Origin of the sequence: Pseudomonas linyingensis, assembly GCF_900109175.1 — a bacterium.
In the GTDB taxonomy this organism is placed as follows: domain Bacteria; phylum Pseudomonadota; class Gammaproteobacteria; order Pseudomonadales; family Pseudomonadaceae; genus Geopseudomonas; species Geopseudomonas linyingensis.
This window is the reverse complement of sequence record NZ_FNZE01000004.1, coordinates 271,037-288,674: the sequence shown is the minus strand read 5'-3', so window position 1 is coordinate 288,674 and position 17,638 is coordinate 271,037. Positions and strand designations below refer to the sequence as shown.

18 protein-coding genes are annotated in these 17,638 nt (G+C 67.6%); 8 read left to right on the top strand and 10 right to left on the bottom strand.

Features of this window, described 5'->3' with window-relative positions:
- Positions 1-312 precede the first annotated feature (312 nt).
- The 4 genes from BMZ19_RS07240 to BMZ19_RS07225 all read left to right on the top strand — a co-directional run bounded on the left by BMZ19_RS07240 (position 313) and on the right by BMZ19_RS07225 (position 3,950).
- Complete coding sequence (locus tag BMZ19_RS07240) at positions 313-1,356, top strand: TRAP transporter substrate-binding protein (RefSeq protein WP_090309039.1); 1,044 nt, start codon at positions 313-315, stop codon at positions 1,354-1,356.
- Positions 1,357-1,362: 6 nt separating this feature from the next.
- Positions 1,363-1,893, top strand: a complete 531-nt coding sequence (locus tag BMZ19_RS07235) for a TRAP transporter small permease (RefSeq protein WP_090309035.1) — start codon at positions 1,363-1,365, stop codon at positions 1,891-1,893.
- Positions 1,890-3,212 (top strand): TRAP transporter large permease, encoded by a 1,323-nt coding sequence (locus BMZ19_RS07230; RefSeq protein WP_090309032.1) that lies wholly within the window; start codon positions 1,890-1,892, stop codon positions 3,210-3,212. Before BMZ19_RS07235 ends, BMZ19_RS07230 begins: the two co-directional genes overlap by 4 nt.
- Positions 3,213-3,413: 201 nt before the next feature.
- On the top strand, positions 3,414-3,950 hold the full coding sequence (locus BMZ19_RS07225) for a TRAP transporter small permease (protein WP_090309029.1): 537 nt from the start codon (positions 3,414-3,416) through the stop codon (positions 3,948-3,950).
- Between the two features lie 25 nt (positions 3,951-3,975).
- Here the strand turns inward: BMZ19_RS07225 and BMZ19_RS07220 are convergent, their stop codons facing one another.
- The 5 genes from BMZ19_RS07220 to BMZ19_RS07200 all read right to left on the bottom strand — a co-directional run bounded on the left by BMZ19_RS07220 (position 3,976) and on the right by BMZ19_RS07200 (position 9,301).
- Positions 3,976-4,770, bottom strand: a complete 795-nt coding sequence (locus BMZ19_RS07220; RefSeq protein WP_090309026.1) for a thymidylate synthase — start codon at positions 4,768-4,770, stop codon at positions 3,976-3,978.
- A 10-nt stretch (positions 4,771-4,780) separates the two neighbouring features.
- A complete protein-coding gene (gene lgt, locus BMZ19_RS07215) occupies positions 4,781-5,590 on the bottom strand; it encodes a prolipoprotein diacylglyceryl transferase (protein WP_090309023.1) in 810 nt (269 codons plus the stop codon).
- A gap of 28 nt (positions 5,591-5,618) precedes the next feature.
- Positions 5,619-6,404, bottom strand: a complete 786-nt coding sequence (locus BMZ19_RS07210; RefSeq protein WP_090309020.1) for a sulfite exporter TauE/SafE family protein — start codon at positions 6,402-6,404, stop codon at positions 5,619-5,621.
- An 85-nt stretch (positions 6,405-6,489) separates the two neighbouring features.
- A complete protein-coding gene (ptsP, locus tag BMZ19_RS07205; RefSeq protein WP_090309195.1) occupies positions 6,490-8,769 on the bottom strand; it encodes a phosphoenolpyruvate--protein phosphotransferase in 2,280 nt (759 codons plus the stop codon).
- Positions 8,770-8,821: 52 nt separating this feature from the next.
- Positions 8,822-9,301 carry an RNA pyrophosphohydrolase gene (locus BMZ19_RS07200; protein WP_090309017.1) on the bottom strand — a complete coding sequence of 160 codons (480 nt, stop codon included), beginning with the start codon at positions 9,299-9,301 and terminating at the stop codon, positions 8,822-8,824.
- Between the two features lie 141 nt (positions 9,302-9,442).
- Between BMZ19_RS07200 and BMZ19_RS07195 the strand changes: the two genes are divergently transcribed.
- Positions 9,443-10,096, top strand: coding sequence for a histidinol-phosphatase (locus BMZ19_RS07195; RefSeq protein ID WP_090309014.1), 654 nt, complete (start codon positions 9,443-9,445; stop codon positions 10,094-10,096).
- Between the two features lie 71 nt (positions 10,097-10,167).
- On the opposite strand, the gene BMZ19_RS07190 is transcribed toward BMZ19_RS07195, so the two are convergent.
- The 3 genes from BMZ19_RS07190 to ilvA all read right to left on the bottom strand — a co-directional run bounded on the left by BMZ19_RS07190 (position 10,168) and on the right by ilvA (position 13,482).
- Positions 10,168-10,635 (bottom strand): DUF2269 family protein, encoded by a 468-nt coding sequence (locus tag BMZ19_RS07190; protein ID WP_090309012.1) that lies wholly within the window; start codon positions 10,633-10,635, stop codon positions 10,168-10,170.
- Entirely contained in the window at positions 10,632-11,897 is a 1,266-nt protein-coding gene (locus BMZ19_RS07185) for an SDR family oxidoreductase (RefSeq protein ID WP_090309008.1), read from the bottom strand. The genes BMZ19_RS07190 and BMZ19_RS07185 overlap by 4 nt, the downstream gene beginning before the upstream one ends.
- 70 nt (positions 11,898-11,967) lie before the next feature.
- A complete protein-coding gene (gene ilvA, locus BMZ19_RS07180; protein ID WP_090309005.1) occupies positions 11,968-13,482 on the bottom strand; it encodes a threonine ammonia-lyase, biosynthetic in 1,515 nt (504 codons plus the stop codon).
- A gap of 136 nt (positions 13,483-13,618) precedes the next feature.
- On the opposite strand from ilvA, the gene rpiA reads away from it, so the two are divergent.
- From rpiA to BMZ19_RS07165, 3 genes are all read left to right on the top strand, one after another.
- Positions 13,619-14,290, top strand: a complete 672-nt coding sequence (gene rpiA / locus BMZ19_RS07175) for a ribose-5-phosphate isomerase RpiA (protein WP_090309002.1) — start codon at positions 13,619-13,621, stop codon at positions 14,288-14,290.
- Positions 14,291-14,491: 201 nt separating this feature from the next.
- Positions 14,492-15,274: a universal stress protein gene (locus tag BMZ19_RS07170; protein ID WP_090309000.1), complete on the top strand. Its 783-nt coding sequence runs from the start codon at positions 14,492-14,494 to the stop codon at positions 15,272-15,274.
- A gap of 175 nt (positions 15,275-15,449) precedes the next feature.
- Positions 15,450-15,794 (top strand): YegP family protein, encoded by a 345-nt coding sequence (locus BMZ19_RS07165; RefSeq protein WP_090308998.1) that lies wholly within the window; start codon positions 15,450-15,452, stop codon positions 15,792-15,794.
- Positions 15,795-15,816: 22 nt separating this feature from the next.
- On the opposite strand, the gene BMZ19_RS07160 is transcribed toward BMZ19_RS07165, so the two are convergent.
- Positions 15,817-16,755 carry an SdiA-regulated domain-containing protein gene (locus BMZ19_RS07160; protein ID WP_090308996.1) on the bottom strand — a complete coding sequence of 313 codons (939 nt, stop codon included), beginning with the start codon at positions 16,753-16,755 and terminating at the stop codon, positions 15,817-15,819.
- 117 nt (positions 16,756-16,872) lie between these two features.
- A complete protein-coding gene (locus BMZ19_RS07155) occupies positions 16,873-17,538 on the bottom strand; it encodes a fumarylacetoacetate hydrolase family protein (RefSeq protein WP_090308993.1) in 666 nt (221 codons plus the stop codon).
- Between the last annotated feature and the right edge of the window lie 100 nt (positions 17,539-17,638).

Genomic DNA, 17,638 nt, shown 5'->3' with positions numbered 1-17,638 from the left:
GTTAAACAGCTTCCGGTTATATTTTTTGTATCGCTTGGCGGTCGCTCGGCGCGGCCGCACTTTGCCCGTAAATCGCTCTACGGCAACGGTTTTAAGGCGGTTTGCGTGCTGTCCGCGGTCTGGCTGGCCTGCCTGGAGGCGCTGGCCATAAGCGAAAGGGATACTCAAATAGACTTTTTTCTTGTTGCTCTGTATCTCTTTTTGAGTATGCTCGGCGTGTGCGGCTTTGCCTGACTGCCTGTGGCAGCAGCGCATGCAGCCAGAGCCCCCAAAGCCCAACAAGCCGATACAAGAATAATTCGGGAGCACCCCATGATCCGCCTCAAGCTGGCCGCCCTGGTCACCGCCGTTGCTTGCGCCGCCTCCGCCCAGGCCGCCGAGACCTACACCCTCAAGTTCGGCCACTTCCTGCCGTCCACCTCCTATCAGCAGCGCGAGATGTTCGAGCCCTGGTGCGCGAAGCTGAAGGAAGAATCCGCCGGCCGTCTGCAGTGCCAGATCTATCCGTCCATGCAGCTCGGCGGCACCCCGGCCAAGCTGGCCGACATGGTGCGCAACGGCGTCGCCGACATCGTCTGGACCGCGCCGTCCTACTCGCCGGGCAAGTTCCCGCGCATCGAGGCGGTCGAGCAGCCGTTCCTGATGCCCTACGGCGCGCGCAACAGCGATCCGATTATCTGGAAGTTCTACCAGCAGTACGCCCAGGAAGACTTCAAGGGCTACAAGGTGCTGGCCATGCACGGCGACGGCGGCATGGGCTTCCATACCCGCAGCAAGGCGATCGACAGCCTCGACGACCTCACCGGCATGAAGCTGCGCGCCTCCCACCGCGCCTCCGCGCTGCTGGTCGAAGCCCTCGGCGCCGCGCCGGTGAGCATGCCGCCGCCGCAGATGACCGAGTCGCTGTCCAAGGGCGTGATCGACGGCGTGCTGTTCACCTGGAGCACCATCCGCGACGTCAAGGTCGACGAAGTGACCAGCTTCCACAGCGAGCCGCCGGCCGGTTCCCCGTCGCTGACCAGTACCGTGCTGACCATGCTGATGAACGAGAAGAAGTTCGCCAGCCTGCCCAAGGACCTCCAGGAGATCCTCGACCGCAACAGCGGCCCGGCGCTCAACAACATGATCAGCGACGTCTGGGATCAGCACATGGAAGGCGCGATCAAGGCCACGCCGGCCGAGCAGATCGTCAACATCAGTGCGGAAAACTACGCCGCCATGCAGAAGGCCGCCGAGCCGGTGGCGCAGAACTGGGTCAAGGAAGTCGCCGCCAAGGGCGTCGACGGCGCTGTCCTGCTGCAGGGTGTGCGCGAGATCGCCGCGACCCAGAAGCAGGCTCAGGCCCAGGCCCGGTAATTCATCATGTCCGAGTCGCTTTCCTTCGAAGGCGGCCTGGAACTGCAACGCGGCCCTCTGGGCCGCGTTCTTTTTCTGGCCTGCCAAGGCTTTGCCCTGGCCGGTGGCCTGGTGCTGCTGGCGTTGATCAACATGTCGCTGATCTCGATCATCGGCCGCAAGCTGTTCGCCACCCCGATCCGCGGTGACATCGAGCTGATGGAGATGGGCGCGGCGGTGGCGATCGCCACCTTCCTGCCGCTGTGCGAACTGCGCGGCACGCACATCAAGGTCGACGCCTTCACCATGAAGATGTCCGCCGGCGTGCAGCGCAGTCTGGATGCCTGTGGCCATCTGCTGTGCCTGCTCGCCGCGCTGATCCTTGCCTGGCGTACCGGCCTGCAGCTGTTCGACAACCTGGAGTACGGCGACGTCTCCACCCTGCTGTCGATCCCCCTGTGGATTCCGCTGCTGCTGATCGTGCCCAGCCTGATCCTGCTGGCGCTGGCCAGCGCCTACCGGATCTTCATCTGTCTTGCTCCGGGAGTGCGTTCATGAGCGGTCTGAGTCTCGGCCTGATTGCCCTGGCCATCACCATGACCCTGCTGGTGCTGCGCGTGCACATCGGCATCACCATGCTGATCGGCGGCGCGGCCTGCTTCCTGGCGGTCAATGACGGTGATTTCTCCTCGCTGCTGTTCACCCTCAACAACCTGACCTACTCGCGGCTGTCCAACTACGACCTGGCGGTGATTCCGCTGTTCGTGCTGATGGGTCAGTTCGCCACCCACGGCGGCCTGTCGCGCTCGATCTTCCGCTGCGCGGCGGCCTTCGTCGGCCACTGGAAGGGTGGTCTGGGCATGTCGGCGATCGGTGCCTGCGCCGGCTTCGGCGCGATCTGCGGCTCCTCGCTGGCCACGGCGGCGACCATGAGCCACGTGGCCCTGCCGGAACTGCGCCGGCACAACTACTCCGGCCGCCTGGCCACCGCCACCGTGGCGGCCGGCGGCACCCTGGGCATCCTGATTCCGCCGTCGGTGCCGCTGATCATCTATGCGGTGCTGACCCAGGAGTCGATCGCCAAGCTGTTCGTCGCCGCGGTGATTCCCGGCATCCTCGCCGCCATCGGCTACATGGTCGTGCTGCGCATCATGGTCGGCCGCGAGGGCGGTCACGACCACGAGCAGGCCAAGGCCAGCACGGTCGAGCGCCTCAAGGCCTTCGTCAATGTGCTGCCGGTGATCGGCGTGTTCGTGGTGGTGATCGTCGGCATCTACGGTGGCTGGTCCAACCCCACCGAGGCAGCCTCGATCGGCGCCGCGGCCTGCGGCATCCTTGCGGTGATCCAGGGCGGCATGCGCTGGGAAGGCATCCGCACCAGCCTGCTCGGCACCGCGGAAACCACCGCGATGATCTTCCTCGTGCTGCTCGGCGCCGACCTGCTCAACTCCGGTCTGGCGCTGACCCAGATGCCCACCGAACTGGCCGAGTGGGTGAAGAACAGCGGCATGGCGCCGATGCTGGTACTGCTCGCCATCCTGGTGACCTACCTGATCCTCGGTTGCGTGATGGACTCGCTGGCGATGATCCTGCTGACCATCCCGATCTTCTATCCGATGATCATGGGCCTGGATTTCTTCGGTCTGGACGAGTCCTCGAAGTCGATCTGGTTCGGCATCCTGGCGCTGATGGTGGTGGAGATCGGCCTGATCACCCCGCCGCTGGGGATGAACCTGTTCATCGTCCAGCGCGCCGCGGCCGATGTGCCGTTCATGGAAACCGCCCGCGGCGTGGTGCCGTTCCTGATCTCGGACCTGCTGCGCATCGTCCTGCTGGCGCTGTTCCCCGGCATCTGCCTGTGGCTGCTGGCCCTCTGAGTCGGCTGGTGGCGTAACGCCCCTCCCGCCGTGCCCCGGCGCGGCGGGTTGGGTGATGGAGAGCTGTGGTTGTGGCGTGTGGTCAGTCAGGCCAGGCCGACGGCCGCGGCGGCGCGGGTCCATACTGGATCGATGCACGCGACTGGCCATGCCCGGCAGGCGGGCAGTGGATTGCGCGGTGCGGGAAGCCGGTAACCGTCGATGAACGAGTCGTCATCCTTCACGGACGGCAGCGACGCGCCAAGCGGCGTCGTGGGGCGCCTGCTGGCGTGGGGCTGCGAGGGCCTGGCGCTGGCCGGGGGGCTGATCCTGCTGCTGCTGATGGGCCTGTCGCTGGCTTCGCTGCTCGGCCGCAAGCTGTTTGCCGCCCCGCTGCAGGGCGACATCGAGCTGATGGAGATCGGCATGGCGGTGGCGGTCGCCGCCTTTCTGCCCTTGTGCGAACTGCACGGCAAGCACATCCGCGTCGAGTCCTTCACCCTGCAGCTGCCTGCGCGGGGGCAGCATCTACTGGATGCCTTCGCCCACCTATTGTGCCTGCTGGCGGCGCTGCTGCTGGCCTGGCGCACCAGCCTGCAGGCCTGGGACAACTTCCGCTACGGCGACGTTTCCATCCTGCTGTCGATTCCGCTGTGGATCCCGCTGCTGCTGATCGTGCCCTGCCTGCTGTTGCTGGCGCTGGCCAGCGCCTGGCAGGTGGGCCGCCACTGGGCGGCCAGTCGCGCGGCGGCGGCGTGAGGCGCCGGGCCGGGCCGGGACTGTGTCAGACCGCGACGTCCGCCTTGATGTGCGGGTGGGCCTGGTAGCCGACCAGTTCGAAGTCCTCGAAGCGGAAGGCGAACAGGTCCTTCACTTCCGGGTTGAGCTTCATGGTCGGCAGCGGCAGGGGCTGGCGCGACAGCTGCAGGTCGGTCTGCTCCAGGTGGTTGCTGTACAGGTGGCAGTCGCCGCCGGTCCAGATGAACTCGCCCGGCGCCAGATCGCAGACCTGGGCGACCATCAGGGTCAGCAGCGCGTAGCTGGCGATGTTGAACGGCACGCCGAGGAAGATGTCGGCCGAGCGCTGGTACAGCTGGCAGGAAAGCTTGCCGTCGGCGACGTAGAACTGGAACAGCGCATGGCACGGCGGCAGAGCCATCTGCTCGACCAGTGCCGGGTTCCACGCCGAGACGATCAACCGGCGCGAATCGGGGTTGCTCTTGATCATCGCGATCAGCTTGGCGATCTGGTCGATCGACTCGCCGTTGGGCGCCGGCCAGTTGCGCCACTGGTAGCCGTACACCGGGCCGAGGTCGCCGTTGGCGTCGGCCCACTCGTCCCAGATGCGCACGCCGTTATCCTGCAGGTACTTGATGTTGGTGTCGCCCTGGAGGAACCACAGCAGCTCGTGGATGATCGATTTCAGGTGACACTTCTTGGTGGTGACCAGCGGGAAGCCGGCAGCCAGGTCGAAGCGCATCTGGTGGCCGAACACGCTGTAGGTGCCGGTGCCGGTGCGGTCGGCCTTGAAGGTGCCGGTCTCGCGCACCAGGCGCATCAGGTCGAGGTACTGTTTCATCGGGCGGCTCTCATCGGGCAACTGCGGAGTGGGCGGCGCGGCGGTAAGCGTAAACCATCAGCCCCAGGCCGCCGAGGATCATCGGCAGGCTGAGCAGCTGGCCCATGGTCAGCCAGCCGCCGGCCAGGTAGCCGAGCTGGGCGTCGGGCACGCGGACGAATTCGACCAGGAAGCGGAACACGCCGTAGCAGGCGGCGAACAGGCCGGACACCGCCATGGTCGGGCGCGGCTTGCGCGAGTACAGCCAGAGGATGGCGAACAGCGCCACGCCCTCGAGGGCGAACTGGTACAGCTGCGAGGGGTGGCGCGCCAGCTGCTGGGGATCGCTCCACGCCGGGAAGACCATGGCCCACGGCAGGTCGCTCGGCTTGCCCCACAGTTCGGCGTTGATGAAGTTGCCGATCCGTCCGGCGCCCAGGCCCAGCGGCACCAGCGGGGCGATGAAGTCCATCAGCTGGAAGAAGCTCTTGCCGGTGCGCCGGCCGAACCACCACACCGCCAGCATCACGCCGAGCAGGCCGCCGTGGAACGACATGCCGCCTTCCCAGATGCGCAGCAGCCACAGCGGATCGGCGAGGAACTGTTCGAAGTTGTAGAACACCACGTAGCCGAAGCGCCCGCCGAGGATCACCCCGCAGGCCACCCAGAACACCAGGTCGGACAGCGTGTCGCGGGTCCAGGCGGCGTCGAAGCGCGCCAGGCGACGACTGGCCAGCAGCCAGGCGCCGCCGATGCCGACCAGGTACATCAGGCCGTACCAGTGGATCTTCAGCGGGCCGAGGGCGATGGCCACCGGGTCGATGTGCGGGAAAACCAGCATGGTGATTCCTCGGGACGGGAAGTTCGGGTCAGAGCAGGAAGTTCAGGCCGACGCCGAGCATCAGCAGGGCGAACAGGCGCTTGAGGATGTGCGCCGGCAGCCGGTGCGCCAGGTGCACGCCGAGGCGAGCGGACAGCATCGAGGTGGCGGCGATGCCGACCAGCGCCGGCAGGTAGACGAAGCCGACGCTCCACGCCGGCAGCTGCGCCTGCTGGCTCCAGCCGGTGAGCATGAAGCCCAGCGCGCCGGCCAGGGCGATCGGCATGCCGCAGGCTGCCGAGGTGGCCACCGCCTGCTGCATGGTCAGGCTGCGCCAGGCGAGGAAGGGCACGGTCAGCGAGCCGCCGCCGATGCCGAAGATCGACGAGGCCCAGCCGATCACCCCGCCGGCGACGCTCAGGCCGGCCTTGCCCGGCAGCGGGCGGGCGGTTCTCGGCTGGAGGTTGAAGGCCATCTGCGCGGCGACGCAGATGGCGAAGGTGCCGATGATCTTCTGCAGGATGTCACCCTGCAGACTGGCGGCGGTGAGGCTGCCGAGGCCGACGCCGGCGAGCAGGCCGAGGGTCATCCAGCGCACCACCGGCCAGTTCACCGCGCCGCGCTTGTGGTGGGCGCGCACCGAGTTGATCGAGGTGAAGACGATGGTGGCCAGCGAGGTGCCCACCGCCAGGTGGGTCATCACCGCGGGATCGACGCCCATGGCGGTGAAGCTGAAGATCAGCGCCGGGACGATGATCATGCCACCGCCCACGCCGAACAGTCCGGCCAGCACGCCGACAAAGGCGCCCAGCACCAGGTAGACAACAAACTCCATCACCGTTCCCCGCACGCAAAGCGGCATGGTACCGGATGGCTGGCGGCGGCTCTAGGGCTGCGCTGCGGGGATGGTCTGGCGCGGCTCAGTTCTGCACGCTGCTGCCCGGGTTGAGCATGCGGCTCAGGCCGAGGTTGCGCAGGTGCAGCTGCAGGGTGCTGTGGATCAGCGGGGCGTGGTCGAGGGTCATGACCAGGTCGAGCAGCTCGCTGGCCTGCTGCAGCGACACCTGGCGCAGCAGCCACTTGACCTTGGGCAGGTTGGTGGCGTTCATCGACAGCGAGTCGAAGCCCATGGCCATCAACAGCATGGCGGCCGCCGGATCGCCAGCCATCTCGCCGCAGATGCTCACCGGCTTGCCGACGTGGTGGGCGTCGCTCACCACGCGCTTGAGGGCTTGGAGGATCGACGGGTGCAGGTAGTCGTAGAGGTTGGCCACCCGCGGATTGTTGCGGTCCACGGCGAGTAGGTACTGGGTCAGGTCGTTGGAACCGACCGACAGGAAGTCGACCTGGCGGGCCAATTCGCGGGTCTGGAACACCGCGGCGGGAATCTCGATCATCACTCCGACCGGCGGCATCGGCACGTCGACGCCTTCCTCGCGCACCTCGCTCCAGGCGCGGTGCAGCAGGCGCTGCGCCTCTTCCAGCTCGGGCAGACCGCTGATCATCGGCAGCAAGATGCGCAGGTTGTTGAGCCCCTCGCTGGCCTTGAGCATGGCGCGCGCCTGGACCAGGAAGATTTCCGGATGGTCGAGGGTCACGCGGATGCCGCGCCAGCCGAGGAACGGGTTGTCTTCCTTGATAGGGAAGTACGACAGCGCCTTGTCGCCGCCGATGTCGAGGGTGCGCATGGTCACCGGCAGCGGATGGAAGGCCTGCAGCTGGGTGCGGTAGATCGCCACCTGCTCCTTCTCGCTGGGGAAGCGCTCGTTGGTCATGAACGGCACTTCGCTGCGGTACAGGCCGACGCCCTCGGCGCCGCGCTCCTGGGCGCGGGCGATATCGGCGAACAGCCCGGTGTTGACCCACAGCGGCATGCGGTGGCCGTCGGTGGTCTCGCAGGGCAGGCCGCGCAGGGCGTCGAGGCCGAGGTTGAGCTGGCGCTCCTCCTCGGCGATCTCGGCGAACTGGCGGCGCAGGCCGGGCGAGGGGTTGGTGAACACGTCGCCGCGGTAGCCGTCGACGATCAGCTCAATGCCGTCGAGCATGGCGTAGGGCAGGTCGACCGCGCCCATCACCGTGGGGATGCCCATGGCGCGGGCGAGAATGGCGACGTGGGAGTTGCTCGAGCCGGTCACCGAGACCAGGCCGAGCAGCTTGCCGGGCGGCACCTCGCCGAGCATCGCCGGCGACAGCTCCTCGCTGACCAGGATGGTGTTGTCCGGGTAGACCAGCTTCTGCTGGCGGGCCTGCTGCAGGCAGGCGAGCAGGCGCCGGCCGATGTCGCGCACGTCCGAAGCGCGCTCGCTGAGGTAGGCGTCGTCCATCAGCTCGAAGCGCTGCACGTGGCCGTTGACCACCTGGCGCAGGGCACCCTGGGCCCACTGGCCGGTCTCGATCACCTTGACCACTTCGCCGCCGATCGAGGCGTCGTCGAGCATCATCAGGTAGACGTCGAACAGCGCGCGTTCTTCCTGGCGCAGCTGGCTGGCCAGGCGCGCGGACAGCGCATGGATGTCGGCGCGTACCGCCTCGAGGGCGTTGTAGAAGTAGGCGATCTCGCCATCGATATCGTCGATCGCGCGGTCCGGCACCACGTCAAGGTCGGCCGGCGGCAGCACCACCACGCCGGTGCCCAGGGCCACGCCGGGCGAGCCGGGCACGCCGATGAAGCGGGTGTCCGGCGTGGCCTTGCCCTGCTTGCCAAGGCCGCGGATCGAGCCGGTGGCCTCGGCGTGGGCGATGACCCCGGCGAGCTGGGCGCTCATGGTCACCAGGAAGGCTTCCTCGCCCTCGTCGAACTGGCGACGCTCCTTCTGCTGCACCACCAGCACGCCCATCACCCGACGGTGGTGGATGATCGGTGCGCCGAGGAAGGAGGCGTAACGCTCCTCGCCGGTCTCGGCGAAGTAGCGGAAGCGCGGGTGACTGGAAGCGTCCTCGAGGTTGAGCGGCTCCTCGCGGGTGCCGACCAGGCCGACAAGACCCTCGCTGGGCGCCATGCTGACCTGGCCGATGGAGCCCTTGTTGAGGCCCTCGGTGGCCATCAGCACGAAGCGGTTGCTCTGCGGGTCGAGCAGGTAGACCGAGCAGACCTGGGTACCCATGGCCGCGCGCACGCGCTCGACGATGATCGTCAGGGCGGTGTCCAGATCCCGGGCGGAGTTGACCTCCTGGATGATCTTGCGCAGCGTGTGGAGCATGGTCAAAGGGGCGGCGCTCCTATAGGTCGGTCGGGTGCAGTCTGTTGGGTGGTCAGTCGCGGATCGGCAGGCGCGGGGCCAGTTCCCTCAGGGCGCGGCGGTAAACCTCGCGCTTGAAGGACACCACCTGGCCCAGAGGGTACCAGTAACTGACCCAGCGCCAGCCGTCGAACTCCGGCTTGGCGGTCAGGTCCATGCGCACCCGCTGCTCGTCGCCGGTCAGGCGCAGCAGGAACCACTTCTGCTTCTGGCCGATGCACAGCGGCTGGCTGTGGGTACGCACCAGGCGTTGCGGCAAACGATAGCGCAACCAGCCACGCGTGCAGGCGAGAATGCGCACATCCTCGGGCTCGAGGCCGACTTCTTCGTTCAATTCGCGAAACAGCGCATCTTCCGGCGATTCCTGCGGGTTGATCCCGCCCTGGGGGAACTGCCAGGCGTCCTGATTGATGCGCCGTGCCCACATCACCTGGCCGACCTCATTGGCCAGGATGATGCCGACATTGGGTCGGAAACCATCGGGATCGATCACGGCAGGTACCTCAAAACAGATATGCCCGGATTGTTCCACAAAGCCCGTCACAGCGGCAATGCGGATAGCCCGGTGCATGGGCAGGCCAAGCGAAACGGGGTACGCTTGCCACTTCCATTGACTGCCTGAGAGAGCCTATCCGTGCGTCTGGCGCTATTCGATCTCGACAATACCCTGCTGGCCGGTGACAGCGATCACGCCTGGGGCGACTGGCTGTGTCGGCGCGGCATCCTCGACGAAGCCGTCTACAAGGCGCGCAACGACGAGTACTACGAGGACTACCTGGCCGGGCGCCTGGACATCGCCGCCTACCTGAACTTCTGCCTGGCGGTGCTCGGCCAGTACGACAAGGCCCAGCTGGACGCCTGGCATGGCGAGTTCATGGCCGAGTGCATCGAGCCGATCATCCTCGCCAAGGGCGAGGCGCTGCTCGCCGAGCACCGCGCCGCCGGCGACAAGCTGGTGATCATCACCGCCACCAATCGCTTCGTCACCGGGCCGATCGCCGCGCGCCTGGGCGTCGACACCCTGCTGGCCACCGAGTGCGAGATGCAGGGCGACCAGTACACCGGGCGCACCACCGACATCCCCTGCTTCCGCGAGGGCAAGGTGACCCGCCTGGAGCGCTGGCTGCTGGAGAACGACCTGAACCTCGAGGGCAGCACCTTCTACAGCGACTCGCGCAATGACCTGCCGCTGCTCGAGTTGGTTGATCGCCCGGTGGCGGTCGACCCCTGTGCGGAGCTGCGCGCCATCGCCGAGGCGCGCAGCTGGCCGGTGCTCTCGCTGCGCTGAGCGTTGCCCGTAGCATCTACGACGACGGCGCCGATGGGCGCCGTCGTCGTTTGCAGGCCATGAGTCTGGCTTCAGGCCGGCTTGACCACCATCAAAGCGAAGATCACCACGAAGGCGCTGAACGCCGGCCAGCCGAGGGCGAGCCACCAGGCCATGTAGCGCCCGGCGATGGCCGGCAGCGGCGTGCCATCGCGTTCGGCCTGCACCGCCAGGTCGCGCACGCGGATCTGCAGCCACACCACCGGCAGCCAGCACAGCCCGGCCAGCCCGTAGAGGATGAGAGTGACCAGCAGCCAGCTCTGGCTCAGTGGCCAGCCGGCCAGGTGGACCATGGCCAGGCCGCTCAGCGGCTGGATGACCGCGGTCGGGGTGGTGAACAGCCAGTCGGCACTGACCAGGTGACGGAAGGTGGTGGCGATGGTTGTCACCTGGGCGCTCTTCCAGGCCCGCCAGGCGTAGTAGGCCGAGCCGAGGCCGGTGCCGAACAGCAGGGTCGAGGAGAGGATGTGCAGGGTCTTGAGCAGCAGGTAGAGGGTCATGGCCGGGTCCTTCCGGGGAGTGGCTGCAGCCACAGCAGCCAGAGGCTGACCGGCAGCAGCACCAGATTCTTGCCGATGCCCTGCAGGGGATCGAACCAGTAGTGCGGCAGCAGGATGCTGATCAGCGCCGTATAGCCGAGCATCAGGACGATCTGCGCCTGCAGCGCCCGCACCCGCCAGCGAGCACGCAGCAGGCCGATGCCGAGCGCGGCGTCGAGCAGTGCGCCGGCGATCACCGCCAGGCGTGCCGGCCAGCCGTCGATCTCGGCCTCGGCAAGGATGCGCAGGCTCCAGTCGAAGCCGGGGCCGAGACAGGCCAGCGCGGTGCCCAGCCAGACCACTACCAGCAGCGCCAGCAGCAGCGGCTGCACGATCAGGCCGGCGCTGTCCGCCGCCTGCGGCCAGTCGTGCAGGCGAGCCGTCAGCGGCAGGCAGCGGTGGCCGCAGGCCGCGGCCAGTGGCTCGGGCGAGGCGAGGTTGTCACGGCGGACCAGTCGCAGGGTCTGGCGGTTGAGTGCGCGCCATCCAGCGCGCTCGCCCAGCCAGGCACCGAGGGCGGCCAGCGGACGCGGCAGCGTCGAGTAGCGCCCCGCGCCCCAGCCCTGGGCGCCACGCAGGCGGTCGAGCAGCTGGCCCTGGGTCATGGCCTCGGGGCCGACCAGCGCCAGGCTGCACGGCTGCGCCGGCCAGCGGGCGAGCAGGGCGAGCACCGCGGCGCACAGGTCGTCGATGTGCAGCGGCTGCAGGCGTGCACGGTTGTCCAACAGCGGCGTCCATGGCCACGGCGACAGGCGCAGCAGCCAGCGGCTGCTGGCCGCGCCGGGGCCGAGCACCAGCGAGGGGCGCAGCACCACCGCAGGAATGCCGAGGGCCAGCAGGTGGCGTTCGGCAGCGGCCTTGCTGGCGAGAAAGTCGGTGTCCGGGCCGTCCTCGGCGCCGAGCGCGGAGATCTGCAGCACCCCTGCGCCACGGGCGGCGGCCAGCTCGAACAGGGCACAGGCGCCTAGATGCTGCACCTCCTCCAGCTGCGAGCGGTTGGTGGAGAGCAGGCCGGCGGCGTTGATCACCAGCTCGATACCTGCGGGCCAGGCGAACGCGTGCGGATCGCGGGCCAGTGCGGCCAGATCCAGCGCCAACCAGTCGCCGCTGGCGGCCGGATCAGGCTGGCGCGCCGTGGCGACGACCTGGTGCCCGGCGGCGAGGAGTGCGGGGTGCAGGTGGCGGCCGATGAAGCCGCCGGCGCCGACCAGCAGGATGCGCATCAGCGCGTCCTCCGGGTTGGCGGGGTGAGTGGGTGGAGCATGGCGATCACCTCCCTGTGATCGGCCCGGCTCAGCCGAGGAACAGCTTGTAGGCCGGGTCGTCGCTGGCGCACCAGTACGGGTAGCCGATGCCGTCCAGCGCCTCGCCGAGCAGGACCAGGTCGTCCTCCGGCACCTGCAGGCCGACCAGCACGCGGCCATCGGCGGCGCCGTGGTTGCGGTAGTGGAACATAGAGATGTTCCAGCGCCCGCCCAGCTTGTTGAGGAAGTTGAACAGCGCGCCGGGACGCTCGGGGAACTCGAAACGGAATACCCGCTCGTTGTCCGCACCGGGCGCGTGGCCGCCGACCATGTGGCGGATGTGCAGCTTGGCCAGCTCGCTGTCGGTCAGGTCGAGGACCGGGAAGCCCTGCTCGCGGAGCATTTCCACCAACTGCTCGCGCGGGTCGGTTTCTGGGTGGGTCTGCACGCCGACGAAGATGTGCGCTTCACCCGGGTTGTTGTAGCGGTAGTTGAACTCGGTGATCGCGCGCTTGCCGATGGCCTGGCAGAAGGCCTTGAAGCTGCCAGGCTGTTCCGGGATGGTCACCGCGATGATCGCCTCGCGCTGCTCGCCCAGCTCGGCGCGTTCGGCGACGTAGCGCAGGCGGTCGAAGTTGACGTTGGCGCCGGAGTCGATGGCCACCAGGGTCTGCCCGCTGATGCCCTCGCGCTGCACGTAGCGCTTGATCCCGGCCACGCCGAGGGCGCCGGCCGGCTCGGTGATCGAGCGGGTGTCGTCGTAGATGTCCTTCATCGCCGCACAGATCTCGTCGGTGCTGACGGTGACCACCTCGTCGACGTGTTCGCGACAGATACGGAAGGTTTCGGCGCCGATCTGCGCCACCGCCACGCCATCGGCGAACAGCCCCACCTGGCTGAGCACCACCCGCTCGCCGGCGGCCATGGCCGCGCGCAGGCAGTCGGACTCCTCCGGCTCGACGCCGATCACCCTGATGTCCGGGCGCAGGTACTTCACATAGGCGGCGATGCCGGCGATCAGCCCGCCGCCGCCGACCGGCACGAAGATCGCGTCGAGGCGGCCCGGCTGCTGGCGGAGAATCTCCATGGCGATGGTGCCTTGCCCGGCGATCACCTCCGGGTCGTCGTAGGGATGCACGAAGGTGTAGCCCTTCTCCTCGACCAGCTTGAGGCAGTGGGCCAGCGCCTCGGGGAAGGCATCGCCGTGCAGCACCACCCGCGCGCCGCGGGCACGCACCGCCTGCACCTTGATGTCCGGGGTACTGCGTGGCATGACGATGACCGCCTTGATGCCGAGCTTCTTCGCGCTCAGCGCCAGGCCCTGGGCGTGATTGCCGGCGGAGGCGGCGATTACCCCGCGCGCCTTCTCTTCCTCGCTGAGCTGGGCGACCTTGTTGTAGGCGCCGCGGATCTTGAAGGAGAACACCGGCTGCAGGTCCTCGCGCTTGAGCAGGACCTGGTTGTTCAGCCGTTCGGAGAGGCTGCGCGCCGGTTGCAGGGGAGTTTCCACCGCCACGTCGTAGACGGGCGAAGTGAGGATCTTCTTGACGTACTGTTCGAGCATCGGAGAGGCCGCAGGCGGAATGGGCAGAATGGACCGAGTCTACTCCTGCGACCGATGGTCGGCCAACCGCCCGGCCGCTGAGCGCCGGCTTGGCGTTATAATGCGCGGCGATTTTTTCCTCCTTGCGGAAGCCGTCATGAATCAGGATCAGCTCAAGCAGGCGGTGGCCCAGGCCGCCGTCGACCACATCCACCCGCGCCTCGAGTCGCGCAGCATCATCGGTGTTGGCACCGGCTCCACCGCCAACTGCTTCATCGACGCGCTGGCCAAGATCCGCCAGGACTTCGATGGCGCGGTGGCCAGCTCCGAGGCCACCGCCGCGCGGCTGAAGAGCCACGGCATCCCGGTGTACGACCTCAACAGCGTTGCCGAACTGGAGTTCTACGTCGACGGCGCCGACGAGACCAATGCCAACCTCGAGCTGATCAAGGGCGGCGGTGGCGCGCTGACCCGCGAGAAGATCGTCGCGGCGGTGGCCAAGACCTTCATCTGCATCGCCGACGGCAGCAAGCTGGTCGAGCGCCTCGGTGCCTACCCGCTGCCGGTGGAAGTGGTGCCGATGGCGCGCAGCCATGTGGCCCGCGAACTGGTCAAGCTGGGCGGCGACCCCGAGTACCGCGAAGGCTTCGTCACCGACAACGGCAACCTCATCCTCGACGTGCACAACCTGCTGATCGGCGACGCGGTGGCCCTGGAACAGCGTATCAACAACATCGTCGGCGTGGTCACCAATGGCCTGTTCGCCGCCCGCCCGGCCGACCTGCTGCTGCTCGGTACCGCCGAGGGTGTGCGCAGCCTGACCCGCTGACCTGCGTATTGCCCGCAACGCCGGCCCTGCATCCTGCAGGCCGGTGTTTTTCGTTGCTCTCGTTTCCTCCTCGGCCGCGGATATCAGGGCCCTCGACCGGGCCGGCACTGCAGGGTAGGGGCGGAACAGGACGCTGCAGGCTATTCTTGAACGATGTGACCGATCAACTCAGGCAGAAACTGCAGGCCGGAGGTACGTTCCATGTTCAGGCATTGCGTCGCGGGTATCGATTTTTCGGCTGGCTGGGATCAGGTGCAGGCCCAGCTCAAGCGCATGACTTCTTTGCTGGGCATCCAGCAGCTGACACTGGTGCATGTGGACGAGCCTCGCCAGTGGACGCACCGGGACTTCACCGACGCCGCCAGCGGTGTCCGCCTGGAACAGGTAGCGCGTGACGTGCAGGCGGGGCTGGGGATCGAGGTGCATTCCCGGCTCGCCTCGGGCTTTGCGGCCACGGCCATCTTGGAGGTCGCAACCCGCCAGCAGGCCGATCTGATCGTGGTCGCCAACCGCAGCCATTCCCGCGGGCGGGATCTGATCATGGGCAACGTGGCGCTGAATCTGGTGCGCCTGAGCACGCCACCGCTGTTGGTCGTGCCCTTCGATATGGGCGCCACCAACGAGAGCGCCCCCCTGCTGCTGGTCACCGACAATTCACCGCTCTCGAGCGGGGCCCGCACCTGCTTCGCCGGACTGCTGGGGACGCGCAAGGGGCGGGTGATGCTCATCCAGCGCCCGGATCAGCAACCCACGCTGTCGGAAATGGAGGACCTGAATGCACTGGCTGCCAGCCATGCGGACGTCACGATCGACAGCGTGACTGGCAATCCGGTGGCCGAGATCTGCCGGGTCGCCCGCGAGATCGAGGCGCCCTTGATCATTTTCGGCATGCGCGCCGGCACCATCGGCCAGCAGTACCACGACAGCCTGCTGGAGGATCTCTGCCGGCAAACGCTCAGTCCGGTATTGCTGATACCCTCCTGATCCCGCTGTCCGCCCAGCGGCATGAGCCGCAGGCGCGTCACGCCGGCCGGCGCTGTTCGTTCCGCCCGCCGATTCGCTCGCCTGCGTTGTAGATATTCGCGCAAGGATAGCGGCAGCCTGCGTTGATAGCGTCTAGCTTTAGCGGTGAGCAATCCGCCAGCCGAGGAAGCAGACCATGTCCGGCAAGTTTCGCCTGAAGAAGGGCAGCAACGGCCAGTTCCACTTCAATCTGGAAGCCAGCAACGGTCAGGTGATCCTGGCCAGCGAGCACTACAAGTCCAAGGACTCGGCGCTCAACGGCATCGACTCGGTGCGCAGGAACGCGGCGCGCGAAGGTGCTTTTGAGCCGATGACCGCCAAGGACGGGCGGCCGTATTTCGTGCTCAAGGCCACCAACGGCCAGGTGGTCGGCCAGAGCCAGCTGTATGCCAGTGCCGCCAGCTGCAACCAGGGCATGGAGTCGGTAAGGAAGCACGCGCCGGAGGCGACGCTGGTGGACGAGACCCTGACGACAGGCTGAGCAGTGCTCTGCGTCCTGCAACCTATGGCGCAGTGCCCGGGCGCGTGCTGTCCGGCTGGCGGCTGAACACGTAGAAGCGGTTGGGTTCGCCGACCACGTAGATGTTGCCGGCGGCATCCATCGCCACGCCTTCGGCCTGCGCGATGCCGCGCACCAGGCCGTTGAGGCCGCCGAACAGGCTGATGAAGCTGCGCGGCTTGCCCGCTAGGTCGAGCTCCACCAGCAGGCGCGATTCGTCGGAGAGCAGCAGGGTGTGGCCGCTGCGCGGGTCGATGGCCACCGAAGACAGGTCGCGGACCAGCAGCGGCTGCTCGGGCAGCGCCTCGAGGGTGCCGGCGGTGCCGTCCTCGCCGGGGAAAGGCAGGCTGAACAGCCCCTGCGGATCGCGCTCCTTGGCCAGCAGCAGGCGGTGGGTCTGCGGATTCCAGGCCAGGCCCTCGAAGCCCTTGTTGCCGGCGGCGGCAAAGCCGAGGTCGTAGCTGGCCAAGTTGGCCAGGTCGAGGTGCTCCACGCCCGGCTCGAGGTGGAACACCGCGAGCAGATGGCGGCGCTCGTCGACGATCGCCAGACGGCCGTCACCCAGGGCTTCCACCGCTTCCGGATCGGCAAAGCCGTCGAGGCGGATGCGCCGCAGGATCACCCCGCTTGGCGTGAACTCCACCAGCTGCGGGTTTTGCCCGGTGACGGTGAATAGGGTGCCGGTCAGCGGGTTCCAGGTCAGGCCGGAGGTTTCGTCCTCCTCGAGGCCGGCCAGGGTGGTTTCCAGCGCCAGGCGGTAGTCCGGCAGCCAGATGCCGGCGGCGCGGGTCTGCTCGTCCACCGACTGCTCCTCCCAGAGCAGGCGCAACTGGTCGTCCCAGTGCAGGCGCTGGCCGATGGTCAACAGGGCGAGGAGGCCCAGCAGCAGGACGGCCGACAGCAGGCGGTGGAGGCGCGACGGGCGCTTGGCGTGGGCGGGCATGGGGTGACGCACTCCGTTGAGTCGGATGCGACAGCATGCCAGAGCTTGCTTAAGGCAAGCTGAAAAATCATTGCCGGAAATGACCGCGCCGGGGCGGTTGCCCCGGCGCAGGAGGGCTCAGAGCACGCGGGTCTCGAAGCGGCACAGTTCGGGCAGTTCGACCACCAGCTGGTCGCCGCAGGCCAGGCTGCCGACGCCGGCCGGGGTGCCGGTGAGCACCACGTCGCCCGCTTGCAGGGAGAAGTGGCCGCTGATGTGGCGGATCAGCGCGAGGATCGGCGTCAGCATGTCGCGGCTGTTGCCGTCCTGGCGCAATTCGCCGTTGAGGGTCAGGCGCACACCGATGTCGGCCAGGTCCTCGACCGCATCGCCGGGTACGAACGGCGACAGCGGGCAGGCGCCGTCGAAGGATTTGGCGATTTCCCACGGATGGCCCTTGTCCTTGAGTCGGGCCTGCACGTCGCGCAGGGTGAGGTCGAGGGCGACGCCGAAGCCGCTGATGGCGTCGCGGATTTCCTCGTCGTCCGGGCGGGTCGACAGCGGCTTGCCGATCAGTACGGCGATCTCCGCTTCATAGTGCACGCCGCCGCGATCCTGTGGGATGGCGAAGCCGTCTTCCAGCGGCACCACCGCGCTGGCTGGCTTGATGAACAGCAGCGGCTCGCTCGGGATCGGGTTGTTCAGTTCCTTGGCGTGTTCGGCGTAGTTGCGCCCGACGCACACCACCTTGCCCAGCGGGAAGTGGATGGGGGTGCCGTCGACGTACTGGTGCTGGTAGCTCATGCTGACTCCTGATAATCCGTAGGGTGGAAAAAGGCCGGGGCCGTTTTCCACCATTCGCGGCTCAAGGTGGAAAACGCTGCGCGGTTTTCCACCCTACGCG